This window comes from Pseudomonas sp. UBA5666 (assembly GCF_002420785.1).
Classification (GTDB): domain Bacteria; phylum Pseudomonadota; class Gammaproteobacteria; order Pseudomonadales; family Pseudomonadaceae; genus Aquipseudomonas; species Aquipseudomonas fulva.
On record NZ_DIIQ01000016.1, the window covers coordinates 66,152 to 84,021 of the forward strand.

The 17,870-nt window shown below is 59.6% G+C and carries 13 protein-coding genes and 1 other RNA gene; 4 read left to right on the plus strand and 10 right to left on the minus strand.

The window, feature by feature from the left end; translation table 11 throughout:
- Nucleotide 1 precedes the first annotated feature (1 nt).
- From zorA to B2Y33_RS10035, 4 genes are read left to right on the plus strand one after another with little or no spacing between them, the layout of a single operon-like run.
- A complete protein-coding gene (gene zorA, locus B2Y33_RS10020; RefSeq protein WP_206405576.1) occupies nt 2-2,347 on the plus strand; it encodes an anti-phage ZorAB system protein ZorA in 2,346 nt (781 codons plus the stop codon).
- Nucleotides 2,347-3,111 carry an OmpA/MotB family protein gene (locus B2Y33_RS10025; protein ID WP_206405577.1) on the plus strand — a complete coding sequence of 255 codons (765 nt, stop codon included), beginning with the start codon at nt 2,347-2,349 and terminating at the stop codon, nt 3,109-3,111. The genes zorA and B2Y33_RS10025 overlap by 1 nt, the downstream gene beginning before the upstream one ends.
- Entirely contained in the window at nt 3,108-5,168 is a 2,061-nt protein-coding gene (locus B2Y33_RS10030; protein WP_206405578.1) for an EH signature domain-containing protein, read from the plus strand. The genes B2Y33_RS10025 and B2Y33_RS10030 overlap by 4 nt, the downstream gene beginning before the upstream one ends.
- Entirely contained in the window at nt 5,169-8,207 is a 3,039-nt protein-coding gene (locus B2Y33_RS10035) for a DEAD/DEAH box helicase (protein ID WP_206405579.1), read from the plus strand.
- A gap of 69 nt (nt 8,208-8,276) precedes the next feature.
- Here B2Y33_RS10035 and B2Y33_RS10040 read toward each other — a convergent pair whose 3' ends face one another.
- The 10 genes from B2Y33_RS10040 to B2Y33_RS10085 all read right to left on the minus strand — a co-directional run bounded on the left by B2Y33_RS10040 (nt 8,277) and on the right by B2Y33_RS10085 (nt 17,843).
- Nucleotides 8,277-8,552, minus strand: coding sequence for a hypothetical protein (locus tag B2Y33_RS10040; RefSeq protein WP_033701633.1), 276 nt, complete (start codon nt 8,550-8,552; stop codon nt 8,277-8,279).
- Complete coding sequence (locus B2Y33_RS10045) at nt 8,549-9,529, minus strand: integrase domain-containing protein (protein WP_206405592.1); 981 nt, start codon at nt 9,527-9,529, stop codon at nt 8,549-8,551. The genes B2Y33_RS10040 and B2Y33_RS10045 overlap by 4 nt, the downstream gene beginning before the upstream one ends.
- Before the next feature lie 320 nt (nt 9,530-9,849).
- Nucleotides 9,850-11,247 (minus strand): YfjI family protein, encoded by a 1,398-nt coding sequence (locus tag B2Y33_RS10050; RefSeq protein WP_206405580.1) that lies wholly within the window; start codon nt 11,245-11,247, stop codon nt 9,850-9,852.
- Between the two features lie 964 nt (nt 11,248-12,211).
- On the minus strand, nt 12,212-13,468 hold the full coding sequence (locus B2Y33_RS10055) for an integrase domain-containing protein (protein WP_206405581.1): 1,257 nt from the start codon (nt 13,466-13,468) through the stop codon (nt 12,212-12,214).
- A 188-nt stretch (nt 13,469-13,656) separates the two neighbouring features.
- Nucleotides 13,657-14,048, minus strand: a transfer-messenger RNA (tmRNA) gene (ssrA, locus tag B2Y33_RS10060).
- Nucleotides 14,049-14,146: 98 nt separating this feature from the next.
- Complete coding sequence (locus tag B2Y33_RS10065) at nt 14,147-14,440, minus strand: hypothetical protein (protein WP_027915439.1); 294 nt, start codon at nt 14,438-14,440, stop codon at nt 14,147-14,149.
- A gap of 224 nt (nt 14,441-14,664) precedes the next feature.
- Nucleotides 14,665-15,033 (minus strand): antibiotic biosynthesis monooxygenase family protein, encoded by a 369-nt coding sequence (locus tag B2Y33_RS10070; RefSeq protein WP_027915438.1) that lies wholly within the window; start codon nt 15,031-15,033, stop codon nt 14,665-14,667.
- A gap of 57 nt (nt 15,034-15,090) precedes the next feature.
- On the minus strand, nt 15,091-15,786 hold the full coding sequence (locus B2Y33_RS10075; protein ID WP_104925822.1) for a glutamine amidotransferase: 696 nt from the start codon (nt 15,784-15,786) through the stop codon (nt 15,091-15,093).
- A 36-nt stretch (nt 15,787-15,822) separates the two neighbouring features.
- Nucleotides 15,823-16,884, minus strand: coding sequence for an iron-sulfur cluster-binding domain-containing protein (locus B2Y33_RS10080; RefSeq protein WP_206405582.1), 1,062 nt, complete (start codon nt 16,882-16,884; stop codon nt 15,823-15,825).
- On the minus strand, nt 16,881-17,843 hold the full coding sequence (locus B2Y33_RS10085) for a diiron oxygenase (RefSeq protein WP_088523507.1): 963 nt from the start codon (nt 17,841-17,843) through the stop codon (nt 16,881-16,883). The genes B2Y33_RS10080 and B2Y33_RS10085 overlap by 4 nt, the downstream gene beginning before the upstream one ends.
- Between the last annotated feature and the right edge of the window lie 27 nt (nt 17,844-17,870).

The following is a 17,870-nucleotide window of genomic DNA, read 5'->3' on the forward strand; positions in this document are numbered from 1 at the left end:
CATGATGGACCTGCTGCAACACCTGATTCCTGACTTCGCCCATATGTTCAGCGCCAACCCCAATGGCATCAGTGCCTGGTTCTGGTTGGCCACTGCGCTGGTCTTTGTTTTTTCCTTTTGGGCGCTGGTGGTGCATTACCGCCGCTTCAGCGCGCGGATGCAGGCTCTGCACTCGCTGCTGGAAGGGCAGAGCAAGGAGACGCTAGCGCAGAACCGCCGGGAAACCCTACAGAGGGCGGGTGAGCTCAAGGCGCCGAATGTAGGCATGCTCTGGCGTGAATTCGACGAAAGCCTAGTGCTGTCCTCGGATCAGAAGCAGCTGTTCAACACGCTGGATGCCGAGCACTTCTTCAACCCGCGTACGCTGGCTGGTGGTTTGACGGCCAGCCGTTTGCTGGCGGCAGCGCCAAGCTTTCTGGTGGCCATCGGCGTGCTGGGCACCTTCGTCGGTCTGACCGTTGGTCTGGAAGGGCTGGTTGGCAGTACGGGCGAGATCGAAGCGCTCAAGGGCGGGATCAACAAGCTGATCTCCGGTGCTGCCGTGGCCTTTATGACGTCGGTCTGGGGTGTGCTGTTCAGCCTGTTGCTCAACTTCATCGAGAAGATGTTCGAGCGTGCGGCGCTGCAGGGGATTCAAGCGCTGCAGCACGATGTGGATGCGCTGTATCCGCGCATTCCCGCCGAGCAGTCGTTGGTGCACATCGCCGAATACGGCAAGGAGAGCAAGGAGGCGCTGCAGGAGCTGCACGAGCGCATCGGCGAGCGCCTGCAGGAAACCCTGACCGGCATGAACGAGGCGATGCAGACCGCACTCACTGATGCCCTGAACAACATCATGGCGCCGGCCATTCAGACCTTGGTCAGCACCACCAGCCAGCAGTCCACTCAGGTGCTGGAAAGCCTGGTAGGCAACTTTATGGAAGGCATGACCTCGGTTGGCCGTGAGCAGGGCCAGCAGATGCAGCAGGCAGCGGCTAATGTGAATGCCGCCGTGAGTGGCATGAGCGAGGAGCTGAATCAGTTGTTCAGCCGCCTCAGCGAGCAGCAGAGCCAGCAGATGTCGGTGGCGCAGCAGCAAAGCTCGGCCTTCGAGGCGCAATTGCAGCGCATTAGCGGTTCTGCTGATGATCGTCAGGCGCAGATGGAGCAGCGCTTCAGCGAGTTGATGGCGGGCCTGAGTGGTCAGCTACAGAATCAGCTGGGTGTGGCGCAGCAGCGCGACGAGGAGCGCCATGCGCTGTTCGAGCGGGTACTGGGCCAGGCCAGCAGCAGCCAGACGGCGATGCTGGATCAGTTCTCCCATTCGACCCGTGAGCAGATGCAGGCGATGGCCGAGGCCGGCAACGAGCGTCACAACAATCTGGAGAAGGTGTTCTCCCGTTTGATGATGAGCCTCAACACTCAACTCGATACGCAGATGGGCGCGGCCGAGCAGCGTGAGCAGGCGCGTAGCCAGCGGCATGAGCAGCAACAGGCCGAGCTGCTCGAACGCCAGCAGCAGATGCTGGGTAGCCTGGGGCAGAGCAGCCAGCAGCAGATCAGCGCACTCAACGAGGCGGCGGCGCAGCAACAACGTGAATTACAGAGCACCGTGGACAAGCTGCTGGGTGGCCTGACCACGCAGTTCAGCACCCAGGGCGAGCAAGCCGAGGCCCGCGAGCAGGCGCGGCAGCAGCGCTTCCAGCAGCAGTTGGAGCAGGTTACCCTGCAGCAGCAGGAGCTGCTGGCCGGTTTGGCCAGTGCCGTGCAGGCCACTCAGCAGCAGAGCCGGCTGATGGCGGAGCAGCACCAGCAGTTGCTCGGCCAGCTCAAGCAGGCCACCGAGGCGGCAGCGCAGAGTAGCAAGCATATGGACAGCAGTGCCAACCAGCTTGGCCTGCTATCGGCCAACGTGCGCTCGGCCGCCGAGCTGTTGGGCCAGCGCCTGGAGCAGGTGACGGCACGCATCGAGCAGGCGGGTGGACAGAACGCCGAATTAGCCGGCCAGCTGCAGCAGCAGGCGACGACCTTGGCGCAGTTGCAGGGCACCCTGCTGGAAGGTGCGCAGCGCTTCGAGCAGGCTGCCAGCGAGGCGCGTAACGGCTTTGGCGAGATGAAAACGACCCAGCAGGAATTTCTCGCCGGGGTGCGCCATGAATTTACGTCACTGGGCGTGGCGCTGCGTGAGCAGGTCGAGGCGGTTGAGAAGCAGGCTGAGGAGTGGCTGCGTAGCTATGCCGGTGAGGTGCGCGTGCAGACGGATGACCGCATGAACAAGTGGAATGAGGTCTCGCAGAACTATGCGGATCAGATGCACCGCATCGTGCAGAACATGAGCAGCATTCTGGATGAGCTGGAGGCACGCTGATGCGTCTGGGCAAAGCCAAAGAGGTCAGCGTCGACGAGGAGAATCCGTACTGGATGTCCTTCTCGGACATCATGTCGGCGCTGCTGGTGATCTTCATTCTGGCCTCGGTGATTCTGATCCTGCAGTTGATGGAGATTCAGCAGGAGCTGAAGGAGCGGCAGGTTCAGTTCGAGGAAGAAATCGTTGAACTGAAAAAGGCCGAGCAGGTGCGCCGCACCATTCTTGATGAAGCGGTTGAGGCCCTGCGCCGTCGCGGCATCAAGGTCGAGGTCAGCGAAAATCATACGGTGCTGAGTATCCCCAACGATCTGCTCGGGTTCGACAGCGGCGCCTATGACATTCATGCCGCTTACCAGGAACGTGCGCTGGAGATTGGCAAGGTGATCCATGAGGTGATCGCCCGTGATGACAGGATTGAGTATCTCGATACCATCTTCATCGAGGGCCATACCGACAATCGACCCTTCCCGGGGTTTATGGGCAAAGGCAACTGGGGGCTCTCAACCTTCCGCGCCATCTCTTTGTGGCAGTTCTGGGGCGCTGCCCTGCCGGGTGATGAGCAACTGGCCAGCCTGAACAACAAGGATGGCAAGCCGCTGTTCTCGGTCAGTGGTTACGGTGAAACCCGGCCGGTGGTGGTAGACCAGCGGGCGGAAGAAGACTTCAAGCGCAACCGTCGTATCGACATCCGCTTCACCATTCGCCGCCCGGACAGCGCTCAGTACGAGCAGGTACGTGAGCGTCTGGAAGAGGTGCAGCCGTGAGGTTGCCCCCGGTGCATATGCCCGTGGTCGAGTGGCCTGCCAAGACAATCGAAGGCTGGCAGATTCTGATCGAAAAGGGGGCCAGGATGGCGGCAGCGACAGGGCAGGGTGATGCGTTCGAGGCAATACTGGCGCGTTTGCGCGATATGGCCAGCACCGGGCGTTTTGACGGCTTGCCGGCGTTGCTCAAACGCCGGCTTACCGCGAGAGCGCTGACCTGGTTGTGGTTGAACGACGAGGTTATCGGTAGGCGCCTGTTCAGTGTCCGCTTGCTCACTGTGCTGGTGGAGGCGCAGCAGCCGAGGCTGACGCGCATTACTCTGCAGCAACTGGCGCAGTTCTACTTCCGTCGCTTCGACAAGCTGGACGAGCACGAGGGGCTGCGTGAGAAGCTTGAGCAGGTTTTGCTGCAGCAACTGCAATTGTTGCCTGAACCCAGAATCAGCGGGCCGCAAGCCGATCCGCTGTTAACCCTCAAGCGTGATGGACATTGGTTGTTGCCGCTTGACGGCCCGGTACAACTGGTCGAGCAGGTTCGCGACAGCGGCCATGAGCTGAGTGCAACCTTTGAGGCTCTGGGTCTTCAGGGCTTTGACGATGGGCGCTATGGCGATATCTGCCGGGCGCACTTCTACCTGGAGACCCTGCGAGGGCTTTCGCCCGGTGAGTATGACCCGGTGCTGGACGAACTGCAGAAACCCTCTGTGGCCAAGGCGCCCTACGAGGGCGAGCGGCGAATCGGCCATATCGCGCTGGAGATTTTGATCGACCGCGTCGGGCAGGAACCGGGCGATGCCTGGTTGAACTTCATCCTTAATCTGGCGGGGGATCCGCGGATTGCCCGCAATTCGCCCAATTACCGTGAGTGGTGGCAGTTCCTCGGTGAGGAGCGGGTGCAGAAGGTTCGGGGCTGGTTGGTCAAGGAGGATTTGCGACTATTCCTGAGTGCAGTTGAGGAATACGGGATTGAAACTCAGAATTTAGAATTGCAGCGTATGTTTCCTGCTCGTAAAAGATTTATTGAAGGGTTGTTTGAGCAGAAGCTTATTGTTAATGCGCGTTTGATGTTGGGTAATAAGGCGCAGGATACCGTCAGGAAAATTCTTGGGTCTGAGGTAAAAACAAGCTTTGCTCGAATGGAAGGGCGGATGCACGATAAAGCCGTTATTTATATGGATTGCGGTGCATTTCACCTTGTTCAAGGCTCTCATAGTTTTAAGATATGGGTTTACCTTGCTCTGCCGAGTGAGTTGTTGAGGTCTTTTGATAAAAATGTATTTAGTGATGCCGATCTTACTAAGGTTGTTCCGTTGGAGTATGAGCGTAGTTATCCTGGTCTGCCTTATGTCTCATACTCACATCATCCTATGGTATGGCAGAACAAGGTTTTCACTTTCTTGGCGGAAAACGGTATTTCTCTCGATCTCGAAAGATTGCTAAGTCGTTCTGATTATCAAGCATATCTACGGCGTTATGGCATGCCTGTAGTTAACTCTACTCGCACCGTAGTACCGAAGTCCAAGTTAGCAGAAGCTCCGGATTTTCTACTAAGTGAGCCACGGGGCTCAGCTACTGGTCAGGCAATTCAAACGATGTCAGAGCCTCAGGGGCCTTCGCCTGTCTCACAGGCAACGAGAGATTCCAGATCTACTCCTGCACAAGATCCAGTGGCTCCACGTGCTGTAACTTCTGCTCCATCTTCTTCGGTAGGGCAAGGTACTCAACAGCATGATCCCGTAGTGTCGCGCTCTGTAAGTTCTGGAGAAGTGAATGCTGCTGCTGCTGCTGCTGCGGCTCCTCAGATGGTGGTAAACGAAGGGCTGCTGGCAGGGTTGAAACCCTCGGCTCTGAAAATACTGCGCTACTTCGTGGACAACCCGGGCGATAAAGTCCGCTATGCCGCGAATGTTTTCGATGTCGACACGCGAGAAATCAATCAGATCTTGTATGGCCCATTGAAGGACATGTGCGTGCGTGATGAGCAGTACGGCTGGACGGTGAATGAGGCAGCACGTCTCGCGCTTGAGGCGTTGGATGAACAGGAAGGGGCCGAATAGATGGGGTTGATGGATATTTTCCGCTCGCTCATCGGTGAGCGGGATGGCGCGCTGAGTACTCAGCAGGGCTTTCAGTCGCAACCGGACTCCAATGGCTTGAACTTCTTCATGCCCATGCCGGCCTTCCAGGCGTTGCAAAATGGGCAGGGTAGTGCGCTGGCAAAAGTACAGTTGATCGTGTTCAACATGCTGACTGAGCAGGGCATTGCTGAAACCACCGCTAACGGTTTCCACATCGGTGCCGAAGATGTTTCGGGGATGGACCTTGAGCAGGCGGAAATCCTGCGCTTGCCAAGGCGCTTGCCGGGGCGCTTTCTGACCTCGATCAGTGGACGCACAGGCAACAGTGGTTTTCGTGTGGCGATCACCTTGGAAATGCCGGATGGCGCTGCCAGCTTCACACGCAAAGGCCCTTATTTGTTCCTGACCAGCAGTGAGTGCTACTGGCTGACGCCGGCTGAAATGATGGGTTTGCAGGCCTGGGAGCGGCATGAGGCGCTGCTGCCGGAGCAGCGTGGTGAGGCGGCCAATCTGCGTTTGATGGCTGAACTGCAGACCGCCGCACGCAGCGGTATGCGCATTGACCTGAGCCACTTCGAGCGGCTGGATGTGGTGGTGCCGGAGAACATCGGGGTTATCGCCACGCGTTTGCCAGATGGCAGCCTTCAGCTCTGCCCTAGCCTGGGGGATGGCTCCACTGCTGATCAGTTGGAGAAACGCTGGTCGCAGTTGGACATGACGGCCGATGGCGGCGTGCTGCGGATTGACAATCGTGTGCTGTTGCTGGATCAGGCGAGGATGGAGGGTATCCGCAATGTGCTGGCGAACAAGCGTATTCCGGCTAACCAGGTAAACGAGTTTATTGCGACGCCCACGGCGTTTCTCGATGCTGCGCTGGTCAATCTGGAGGTGGGATTCTCCGCCCGGGTTGCGGGCATCGGCAAGCTTCAGCACATGGACTTCGGCGCGCTGGATGCAACTAAGAATGACTGGTTTGCACTGGACAAACGCCCGGCACCTGCCGCTATTCTGGGCAAGCTGATTCAGTCTCCCGAGGATTTGCAGCGCTTCGAAGGGGTACTGCAGGCGGCTAATGAACAGGGCGCGACGAGTGTGGCGTTTGCTGGCGAGGTGATCGATATCTCCGATGCCCCGGCCGTTCAGCAGGAGCTGGCCAAGGCTCGCCAGAACATGCACCCGGTCAGCGATAGCGAATCGCGTGACGAGGAGTACGAGCCCCCGGAAGGCAAGGAAAAGGTCGGGGTCATTCTCAAGGATGCCGACGAGATAAACTCTGCACTGTTGCACAAGGCGGCGGCTGCAACGCCGTTGACTGTGCCCGACTGGTCGGTTTATGCCCGGCAGCCGTTCCCTCATCAGCGTGAGGGGATCGAGTGGATGTTGAAACTGATGGGCGCTGCGTTGCAGGATGAAGCGGATGACCTGTATCGCCTGCAGGGTGGTCTGTTGGCTGATGACATGGGCCTCGGCAAGACCTACATGTCGCTGGTTACCGTCGGGGAATATCTGGCCAGTCAGCGCGCGGCTGACAAGCCACAGAAACCAGTTCTGGTGGTGGCGCCGCTGAGCCTGCTGGAAAACTGGGAGGATGAAGTCGGCAAGACTTTCGCCGGCATTCCGTTCCGCGATGTGGTGGTGCTGCAGTCGGGGCGGAGTCTGCGCGACTATCGCGTCAACGGTGCTGAGCGCGAATCGGTGCAGTTGGCGTCTATGATCGATGACAGCAGTGGCATGGTGGATGAGCAGAGCATTCGCTATGCGCTGCATGTAGGGCCGGAAGCTGGTGTGCATCGTCTGGATATGGATCGCCGCTTGGTACTGACGACCTACCAGACCCTGCGCGATTATCAGTTCTCTCTGTGCCGTATCGACTGGGGCGTGGTCATCTTCGACGAGGCGCAGAACATCAAGAACCCCAATGCGCTACAGACTATTGCGGCCAAAGGGCTCAAGGCGGATTTCAAACTGCTGGCAACCGGCACGCCGGTAGAAAACAGCCTGGGCGATTTCTGGTGCCTGATGCATACGGTGCAGCCCGGTTTGCTGGGGGGCTGGGAAAACTTCCGCGATACCTGGATCAAGCCGATCCTGGCGGCCAGCGATGACGAGCGAGATGAGGTCCGGACGCATTTAGGCGAGCAGCTGCGGCGTGCGGTTGGCATATTCATGCTGCGGCGGGTGAAAGAGGATCAGCTCAAGGGCCTGCCAACCAAGACCATTCTCAGTGGTGTCGAGCAAGCTGATCATGGCCTGCAACGGCATGCGACGCAGTTGGGTGTTGTGATGAAAGGCATCCAGTTGCAGATCTACGATGAAGTCCTCAACAGCTACCGGGCGCGACGTGCGAGTGCTGAGGATATGCGGGGCACCGCACTGGCGGCATTGACTCAGCTGCGCTCGATTTCCCTGCACCCACGCCTGGAGAATGAGCCGGCGCTGTACAGCGAGGACGGCAAGCAAGCGCGGCAACTGATGATGGAGTCCGGCAAGCTGGCGGTGATGCTGCAGTTGCTTGATGAGATCCGTAGCAAGGGTGAAAAGGTCATTTTATTCATGATGACCAAGCGTCTGCAGCGAGTCCTCAAGCTCTGGCTGGACCAGATCTATGGCTTGAATCTATCTGTGATCAATGGCGATACCAAAGCGGTCGCGACACGTGCGGAAGACATGACGCGCAAGCGGCTGATTGCCGAATTTGAAGCCCACAGCGGTTTCAATGTGCTGATCATGTCGCCAGTCGCTGCGGGGGTCGGTCTGACCGTGATCGGGGCCAATCATGTGGTGCATCTGGAGCGCCACTGGAACCCGGCCAAAGAGGCACAGGCATCTGACCGGGTTTACCGGATCGGCCAGACCAAACCGGTATTCATTCACCTGCCTGCTGTCACTCATCCCCAGTTTGATTCATTCGATGTGCACCTTGACCGTTTGTTGCGCGGAAAACTGATGCTCAAGGATGCCGTTGTGACGCCGGAGTCGGTCAGTGAAGGTGAGATGATTCAGTCGATGGGCCTTTAAAGAATCTGTACGGGCGAGGTGAAAGGGGGGATAGATTTATTGATGGACTGCCTACCCTCGATTCGAGCGTCAGATCAGCAATCCTCGGCCGCTCCCTAATCGTTTCCAGATCAATAGGGCGGTGAGTCGATAGTAATACCGGGTGGCGTCGGAATGGTCTTTCAGGTGCTGAGTGAGAAACCAGCGCACATGCTTGAGCTGCCAGGTCCAGGGATTATCGCGTTGCCATCGCTGTTGAATGGCTGCTTGCATGACTCGTGCTTGGCGTAGGTGACGTTGCTGCGTGGCCTTTGAGCCGGTCAGTACGCCGCTCAGGAACAGCGTCATATCGAAGGGTTTGCTCATGTTCTTCCGCCAATGTAGGCCGATACCACATCGATCCGGTTATGCCCAAGCTCAAGGCTGATCTGTTGGCGCGCCAGTTGATCAAGGCCGCGGTCAATGCGATAGCAGTGGCCGCCATTGACCGGTGCGGCGTGGCCCGTGAGCTGCTCGTACCGTTCGCAGGCGTAGGCTGCGCGCAGTTCATGAAAACCCTTCAGCCCGTGTGCATGCAGCGTTTTGCGGGCGGAGAGCACTGTTTGGTGCAGAAATATGGCGTAGCTTTCGTCTCGGGCCAGCAAGTTGCGGCTGCCGGTTGGCGATGCCTGACGAACCAACTGTAGGGCCGCTTTCACCGCTTCATTGGCCACCACCCATCGCGGCGCTGATGAGCCTGAACGGCCTCCTTTGGTGCCGTCTTGGATGTTGATGCGGCCTAAGCGTTCGGCTTCGCGGTGTAAGCGTGGCAGGTCAGCCAGGATCGCTTCGCGCAGGCGCATGCCGGTTGCTCGAGCTAAAAGGACTATGGCGGCCACCCGATCGTGTTGCTGTTCTCCAAGCACCTCAGCCAGTCGCCGCACCTGTTGGTGATCTTGGCCATCCGGCGCGCGAGTGCGTACGCTCGAGCGCTGCTGTCCCAACGCCTGACTCGGGCTGGCGATCCTCACATCCTGATCACCGCGCAGCGCAGCAAGGGTGCGGTTAACGCTGCTCAGGCGGTTTTGCGCGGTGGCGATACACAGCTCGCCTTGCTGGATCTGCTGGTGCAGATATGCGACGTAATCCTCCAGCGTATGTCGATCAATCTGGCGCGCATCGTTGTAACCGGGGCCGTTCTCTGACCGGCACCAGCGCACGAAGGCTTGCCAGCGATCGCTGTGTGCTTTCACGGTGGCGAAGTGGCCGCCTGCGAACATATCCTCGAGTGCCTGCCGCCCGGCATAGCTCAGTTGGCGACCATAGCCAAAGTTGCGACCGTCACGCCGACCGACCAGTGCCATTATCTTCACCTTGATCGTTGGTTTGTAGGTGCAGCAGCAGGGCTTTCCAGTGGGGACCGATGCAGTCCAACTGTCCCCAGTGTGCTGGGCGGACGAGAAGGGCGTTTTCGCTGTGTTGCAGCAGAGCCCCTTCTTCTTGCAACTGTTCGATAAGCCGAGCGAGGTCGATTGACTCAGATGTTGGAGCGGCGACAGCGGCGACACTGGCGAAAACCCCCGCCGCATCTGGATTGGCACGTGGCGACAAAGTGGTGGCAGTGGCGGCGACACTCCGTAACTCGGTCGGCGAGCAATGTTGCGCCCGATAGCGGCGCACGGCGTCATTGAGTCGGAACATGGCGCACCTCGAATATGTCCCCGTCATTGTTCAGCCAGTTATGGGCAACCAGTTGCAGCAATAACTCGAAGGTGTGCCGCGTGCTTTTACGGGCAAAGCGGGGGCCGTTGCGCGTGATATCGCGGAGGCGAAACGGTGGCCAGTTCTTCTTTATCAACCAGCGCAGGAGGCAATCAGCCTCTGCGCGAAGCTTATTCAGTGGTTCCTGCTCAGTCAGCCGTTGGTTCTCGGCCAGGTAGTAGTCCATCAGCGTGGAGGCGCGCTGAATGTGCATGTCTTCCAATAAAGTCGATTCCTCAACCACCGCCATCACACCCGCCATGCGTAATACGTTCGCGGCGGCTTTGCCCGCGGCAGCTTGCACGTTGACCAGCTCGCCGAATTCCCCGGACTCGCATTCAATGGTGTCGTGAATGGCAATCCAGGCCTCACGGGCGCGGGGGCTCAACTCCAGGGTTACAGGGTTGAGGCCGCCGTCTTTATGGCGTGACCAAGGCTTCTGCATCAGCGCGGCAATGCGTTGCTGGTACAGGTGCACCTTTGGATCTCGGGTCAGGTCGATGGCTTTGTACAGCCGTTGTCCAACCAGACGCTCGGGCCAACTGATCAGGCAGCGCCCCAGGATGCCCTGGTCTTTGATATCTGCGTCCTGAAGCAAGCGGTCGGCCAGGCGGGGTTGCAGCATCAAGTGCATGCTGAGACGGCGGTCATAGGCACGCAGACTTTCCCCTGCCATCGCGCGCGACCGATCAATCGGGCTGCCGTCCCACAGCGTCGACAAGTGAGTGATGGCCTTGATCATGTTGTCCTTGCTCATGGTGCTGCCGCCCAAAAACTGGCCGCCTTCATCGCTGAACAGACCCATGCTGGGCAAGCCGTGGCACAGGCTTTTGACCAGGCCCTCAATGGTCGGCTCAGCACTGAGGAGTCTCGGTTGGACGGGTTCAGGTTGGGCGTCCAGCGTTAGTTGTGCTGACTTTTTCGAGGTCGGTGACTTCGCGGTGAGGCTCATTGCAGCGCGGTGCGCCTTGAGCTGTTCGCCATAGGCGATCCACTGCTGTCTTTCCCAGTCGTGTACGGCCTGCAGCGCAATATGGTCCACCGCGCTTTTGCGATCACCCGAGCAAGCCACCGTCAGCAAGTACAGCGACAACGGATAAATTCGGCCGTCGAGGTGAACATTGGCGTGCGCCTGGCTCGCCAAAGCTGCCGTGGCCAGAACGGATTGCGCGGCCATGGCGCAGGGCACGCCGATCACATCGGCCATGCGTTTCACGGCAGGCCCCAATAGATCGCCCAGCGCCGCGACCGGGTAGGGTAGGGGCGTAATCTGCTGTTCCAACAAGGGGCGTGGTGGCCCTTGTACTTCGCGCAGTTGCATAGCCTTCCTCCATAAATTACCGACCTCTCCCTCACGTCATCCCGTCAAGAATGCTGAGTGTTATCAGGGATCAAGGCCCCTGCGACCTGTGAGGGTGTCCACTGACGCGGGACTGGCGGCTCTTTACGACCAGGAGCAAGGGCATCTCATGATCTGGCCTCCTGAGCACCGTTACCGGTGGGCGGGTGGAGGCTGCACTGGCTGACGAGACCAGCGCCGCGAGATCCTGAGCCACAAGCAAGCAGCAATGCGATGACCGGGACATGCCTGACTGTCAGTCAGGTGCAGTCCATTCCTTGGGCTGCGGCACCATCATCTACAGCGCTGTTGCTGGTGACATCGGCGTTTGTCACGCCGATTGTCACGAGGGGAATTGCCGCAAAGCCCTGTGCGATGAGGGCTGCAGCAGTGGTAGGAGCACCCGTCTCTTTTCTGGAAAAAGAGACGGGCGAACGGTTGGCGCAAAACGTTGGCCGAGCAGGTTCGTTGCTGCAGTGCTAAATGGTTAGCGGGCAGCCGCACTAGGCTGATTGTTTAGAGGGCGTCCATCATTCTGGCGAATGACCGTGCGAGCCTCCGGGCGCGAATCGCACTTTGGGATGAACCACCGGGTTAGCGGCATGACCTTGAAGGCTCTGGTCATCTGGGGTGCTGCCTAAGGCAGCGCTTTGAATCTTCGTTCTATCGGTCACCGCGGCACGGGTCAATTGGTGAAGGGCACATGGAAATGCGCCAGATTCCACCTCTGGCGTGCTTTGGAAGTCGGTGGGTGTCAGTGGCAAAGTGGCCGTTTGTCGCTTTTCTGGTGTTAGCCCGTGAGCATGGGGATGCGAAGCCTCCCCATGCTCACGGGCTTAGCCGGAGAAACCAAAATCGAGGCGAGTTGGCGACTGTCGCCATCCGCTCAGACGGCAAGGATGTAGATGGCACGTGGTCTGTCGCCAGTGTCGCCGTTGTCGCCGCCCTATCGGATGGGTATCACGTTCCGATCCCTGGCCACATTCATCGCGCTGGCTGAGAGATTGCCCGTCGACGCCTTCAGAATGTACTCGCTCCACCAAGCCATCATCGGCCGCCGTCGCTCGATGTAGTCGGCTCGATTGTAGGCACTGCGCACCTCATCCTTGTCGACGTGCGCCAACGCCACTTCGATGAGCTCCGGGTCCCACCCATGTTCATTCAATATGGTGCTGGCCATCGAGCGCATGCCGTGGCTGACCAAGCGGTCCTGGAAGCCCATGCGTTTCAATGCCATGTTGGCGGTCTGGCTATTGGCATGAGTACGAGGGTTTCGGTCTGCCGGGAAGACGTATTCCCGATGACCACTGTGGGACTTCAGTATCTCCAGCAATGACATGGCTTGATCGCTCAACGGGATGCTGTGCGGGCGGCGCTTCTTCATCCGCTCCGGTGGGATAGTCCAGACTCGCCTTTCAAAGTCGATGTCTACCCAGCGAGTAGTTGCCGCCTCGGCGGGGCGAGTCATCGTGTGCAACTGCCACTCGATCAGGCAGCGGGTCGTGCGCTTGATACTGGCATTCGCTATTTCCAGCATGAGCTCAGGAAGCTCCTCGGGTGGTAGCGCCGCCATATTTTCTTTCTTCGGTTTCTTGAATACCGCCCGAATCCCGCTGAGCGGGTTCGCGAAAATCATTCCCGAATTGACCCCGTAGGTCATGATCTCGTTGAGGCGCTGGCTAAGCCGCTTCACCGTTTCCAAGCTGCCTTTGGCTTCGATAGGGCGAAGGATCTTTATCACCATCGGTGCACTGACTTCCGAGATCGGAGTCGATTTCAAGCTCGGAAAAACGTGCAGCGCGAGTGAGCGCCAGATGTCCTCGGCATAGGCCGGCGTGACCGAGTCCTTTTTCAGCTCGAACCAGGCGCTAGCTACTTTCTCGAACGTATGTTCCGTCTCGGCCCGTTTGGCCTGCGCGAGATCATTGCGTTGAGCTTTGGGATCGATCCCCTGCGCAAGTACTTCCCTAGCCTCAACCGCTTTCCGCCGAGCTTGTGCCAGAGAGACCTCAGGGTAGGAGCCGAGCGCCATGTTGATTCGATTTTTGGTGACCGGATGCCTGTAGTTGAAATTCCACTGCATCGAGCGGTTAACCCGGACGCGAAGCTGCAGGCCGTCGCCATCTGTGAGGACGTAGTCCTTGTCTTTGGGCTTGACCGCCTTGAGCTGGCGGTCGGAGAGGCGAGCTGTTTGAGCGCACATGGGAGAAGCTCCATGACACCTTTTGGTATTCCCAAGATTAGCCCCAGGTAGGCTGGAATACCACCGGGAATACCGGGATGGCTGGAACTCAAAAAACCGTTATGGCCCTTAAAAGAGCAGTAAACCCTTGATTTAACTGACTTCCAGGCACAAAAAAAGACGTCCGTGGACGTCTTTGATTGATTATTTGGTGGAGCCGGGGGGATTTGAACCCCCGTCCGCCAGTACTCCGCTGTCGGTACTACATGCTTAGCCGTGTCTATTGAGTTAATCCGCAGCCGCCCGACGGGCAGGGTGCTTTGGACGAGTTGGGTAAGTTTTAGTCGCTTTGCCCCCAACGTGCTACACGACGATCCTGTTCTGTATGACAATCACTTCGGGTTTACAGGCATCCCCTGGTGATTGCTGGAGCCGAAGCTACCAGGAGAGCGGGCTCAGCTGCTTACGCAGCGAGAGCGTAGCCCTCGTAGTTTTCGTCATTGGCAACTATAGAAAGTTGCAACAGTGGATTTACGAGTTCTGTTACCAACTCGGCATGCACCTAGAGTTTCGCTACCGGCGTCGAATCCTAATCGGCCCCACACTAGCTCTAAGCTAACGCACCTTACGGCACGTGAACCGGAGTATACGGCATTGCGCGGGCGGCGTCGACAGCTGAGCGCTCACCCGCGCGATGCATCAGGCGCCGCCGCTGCTCGAGCCGCTACCTTTGTTGGTGTTTTGCAGCGTGGTCAGGGCTTTTTGAGTGATTGCAATGCACTCCTTGTCATTGCCTTTTGCCTGGGCAGCTTTGGCCTTGGTCACTTCATCATCGATTTGCGTTTTGAGGCCTTCCGAGGTGGCTCCGGCGGTGGCCATGGTGTCGTTGATTTCCTGCAGGTTCAGGGCGCACAGGTCTTTTTCGGCAGCGAAGGCCGGCGAAGCGAGCAGGGTAGCGGCCGCGAACAGGGCCGAAAGCGCGGTACCTTTCATGGGAGTCTCCTCTGTGGCCTCTGGTAGGTGGGCCTGTAAAAGTGGACTGTGCCGCTTGGCTGACAGTTCCGTTTTGATGGTGGCGGGATGGCATGAGGGTTTGTGGCGGGATGTTGCTGGAGAGCAGAGTGGGAAGGGGCCGCTTTGCGGCCCATCGCGGCCGGTCCGGCGCCCCGGCGAGGCCGCTCCCACAGGGGAAAAAGGGGGGGCGGCCTCGCCGGGGGTTAGGCTACTGGGCAGGCGGTGGGACGGGTGCCGTCTACGACTTCGTTGTAGGGCGCCTGGTCGCGGTCGCGCAGGCCATAGTCGCGGATGACCGAGGTGACGCGCACGCGGTAGTCGTCGAAGATCTTGTCGCGGCCGGCGCGTTGGGCGGAGAGGTGGGCGGTGACGTTGCGCCATTGCACCACGGCTTCTTCGTCGCGCCAGGTGGTCACCGACATCACTTTCTTGGGGTTGAGGGTGCTCTGGAAGCACTCTACCGAGATGAACCCTTCCATGGGCTTGAGCAGAGGGGTGAGCTTGTTGACCAGGTCAACGTAGGTTTCGCCCTGGCCGGGCAGTGCTTGCAACTCGAACAATACGACGATCATGGGGCGTGCCTCATCCTTGATGACTTTGTTGTTTTCATGCGGTGGTGGTGCAGCGGGTTACTTCAGGTTGGCGAGCCAGGCGCGCATCACGCGGGCGGCGGCCTGGGTCAGGCGCTCGCCGAGTTCGGCGGCAGCCGAGCGCAGGGCGATGGGGTCCAGGCCGGTCTGGCCGACTTCGTTGGCGTGGCCTACCAGCCACTGCTCGATGCGGGCGGGGTCGGCTTCCAGGTGGCATTGCAGGCCCAGGATGCGGTTGTCCACGGCAAAGGCCTGGTGCGCGCAGATGTCGGTCTTGGCCAGCAGCACGGCGCCCTGGGGGATGTCGAACTGGTCGCCATGCCAGTGCAGCACGGGTACGTCGCCCAGTTCGGCAAGCGGCGATTGCTGGCCTTCGGCGGTGAGGGTAAGCGGCGAGAAGCCGATTTCCTTGACGCCCATGGGGTAGACCTTGGCGTTCATGGCGCGGGCGATCAGTTGTGCACCCAGGCAGATGCCCAGCATGGGCTTGCCGGACTCAATGCGTTGGCGCACCAGCTCGAGCTCGGCCTTGAGGAAGGGGTAGGGCTTTTCGTCGTAGGCGCCAATGGGGCCGCCCAGCACGATCAGCAGGTCAGCTTGCATCACCTGTTCGACCTGGAGGGTTTGGACGGTGGGGTCGATGTAGGTGAGACTGTAGCCGGCCTCACTCAGAACGGGGGCCAGGGTGCCGACGTCTTCGAAGTGGATGTGGCGCAGTGCGATGGCTGTTTTCATGTGCAAACCCGATGATGAAAGAAGTGAGGGCGCGGTTTACGCCGTAGGGTTGAGGTCGACCTTGATCGTACCGGCCTTGGGGAAGGTGCTGCAGGCCAGGGCATGGCCGTCGCGCTTGTCCTGGTCAGTCAGGCAGAAGTCGGGTTCGACGGTGTACTCGCCTTCCGAGACTTTCAGTCGGCAGTGGCCGCAGATGCCGGCGCGGCACAGGCTGCGTACGGCGATGCCGCTGGTTTCCAGCATCTCCAGCAGGCTCTTGCCCGCGGCGGGCTCCAGCACCTGGTCGTTATGCTGAAGGTGCAGGCGCAACGGGCTTTCGGCCTGGGCATCGTCTGGCGTGGCCGGGGCAGAGGCCGCTGGTGGGGTGAAGGATTCGATCAGCAAGGGGCAGGTGGGGAACAACGCCAGCAGGTGCTCGCGCATGCCCTGGGCGAAGCCGTGGCTGCCACAGATCACCACGCTGTCCGGGTTGCCCAGCGCTTGCAGGTTCTGGGCTTGCGGGCGGCCGGCCTTGAAGTGGCCTTTGCCGTGCACCGCTTCGCGGGTGACGAACACCTGTAGGTCGAACCAGGGGCAGCTCAGTTCCAGTTGCAGCAATTCGTGCAGGAACGGGATGTCGGCAATGGACGGCACGCACAGCAGCAGGCTGACCTGGGGCACGTTCAAGCCGCGCAGGGCGCGCTCGTGCAGCCCGCGCAGCAGGGCGATCGGCAGGGTGATGCCGATGCCGCCGGCCAGCAAGCCGACGTGGCGGCAGGCCTGGACCGAAGCCAGGGTGATGTCACCTGCGGCGAACTGCACGTCGAAACGCGTGCCGGGCTGGCAGGTGGCGTGCAACTGGTCCGAGACCCCGCCACGGCCTTCGCGCTTGATCGCCAGCTCGAACTGGTCGTTGCCAAGCCTGCGGGTGATGGAGTACAGCCGTTGCTGACGGGCGCCGGACAGGTCCGTTGCCTGCAACGCCACGTGCCGGCCGGGCACGAGGTCTGCCAGAAAGGCGCTGGAGGCGTTGAGTACGCGCAGGCCAAATACCTTGATCTGCGCGGTCTCGCTGCTGACATGCTCGCACACGGCTTCAAAGCCTGTCGGGGTACTCATGCGCTAGCCCTCTCGCGCAGCTGTTCGACGGCCTGTTCGGCGCTCTCCAGGCCATTGCCGGCCAGGCCGATGCGGTTGACCAGGGCTTCGAGGGAGTCGGTATAGACGCTGATCTCGTTGTTGTCGCCCACGTCGTGCAGGATCTCGTTGCCGTTGGGGAAGCCCAGCATCTCGAACACCCGCGACCAGGCGCCCATCTCGTTGTTGGCGAACATCTGCACGGTGCGCAGGATGATCGAGCGCAGGTACAGGCGTTCCTTGCGGGTCAGGCCGTTGACGATGTCGGTGGCGACGAAGCTGAACACGCTGGAGTGGCTCCACTCGTCCATGGCGTGGGTGCGGGTGACCTCGTGGCAGACCGACTGGATGGTGGTGTCTTCGGCCATGGTCTTGAGGTAGTCGGTGATCAGCGTTTCGCTGGCGCAGGCGATGCCGAAGCGGGTCAGGCGGCGTTCCCATTCGGCGGTGCAGTTGGCCAGCAGCGCTTCGCGCCAGGTCACCAGGTTGAAGGCGCTGAAGTCCAGGGGGGTAAGTTGGCGCATGTCGTAGATATAGTTGCAGGCCATGATCGACATGCGTGTATGCAGGGCTTCATCGAGCAGGGCTTGAGACATTACATCTTGCAGCAGTGCGCGGTTATGGCTGTGGGGCGGGGTCTTGATAATGTCTTCGCAGGCCGGCACCACCACATTGCATTCAATATAAATGGTCTTGAGGTTATAAATGCCCCAGGCGTAGGACATGCACTTGGACTGCAAGTCCTTGGGGGCTTCAAGCCAGGCCTGGTGGTTGCGAAACGGCAGCAGTGAATGGCTGAAGTCGTTCTTGTTGGCATCGAACGCCAGGCCCCAGTAATCGGGTTGTGGCTGGTTCACGGCAGCGCGGGTTTTCCACAGGGTTGAAAGTTTGGCGAGCATGCCTTTAACTGCATCATCGGTACCGCTATGGTTAACATCCATGTTAAAACTCCAGGCTATCGGTTGTCG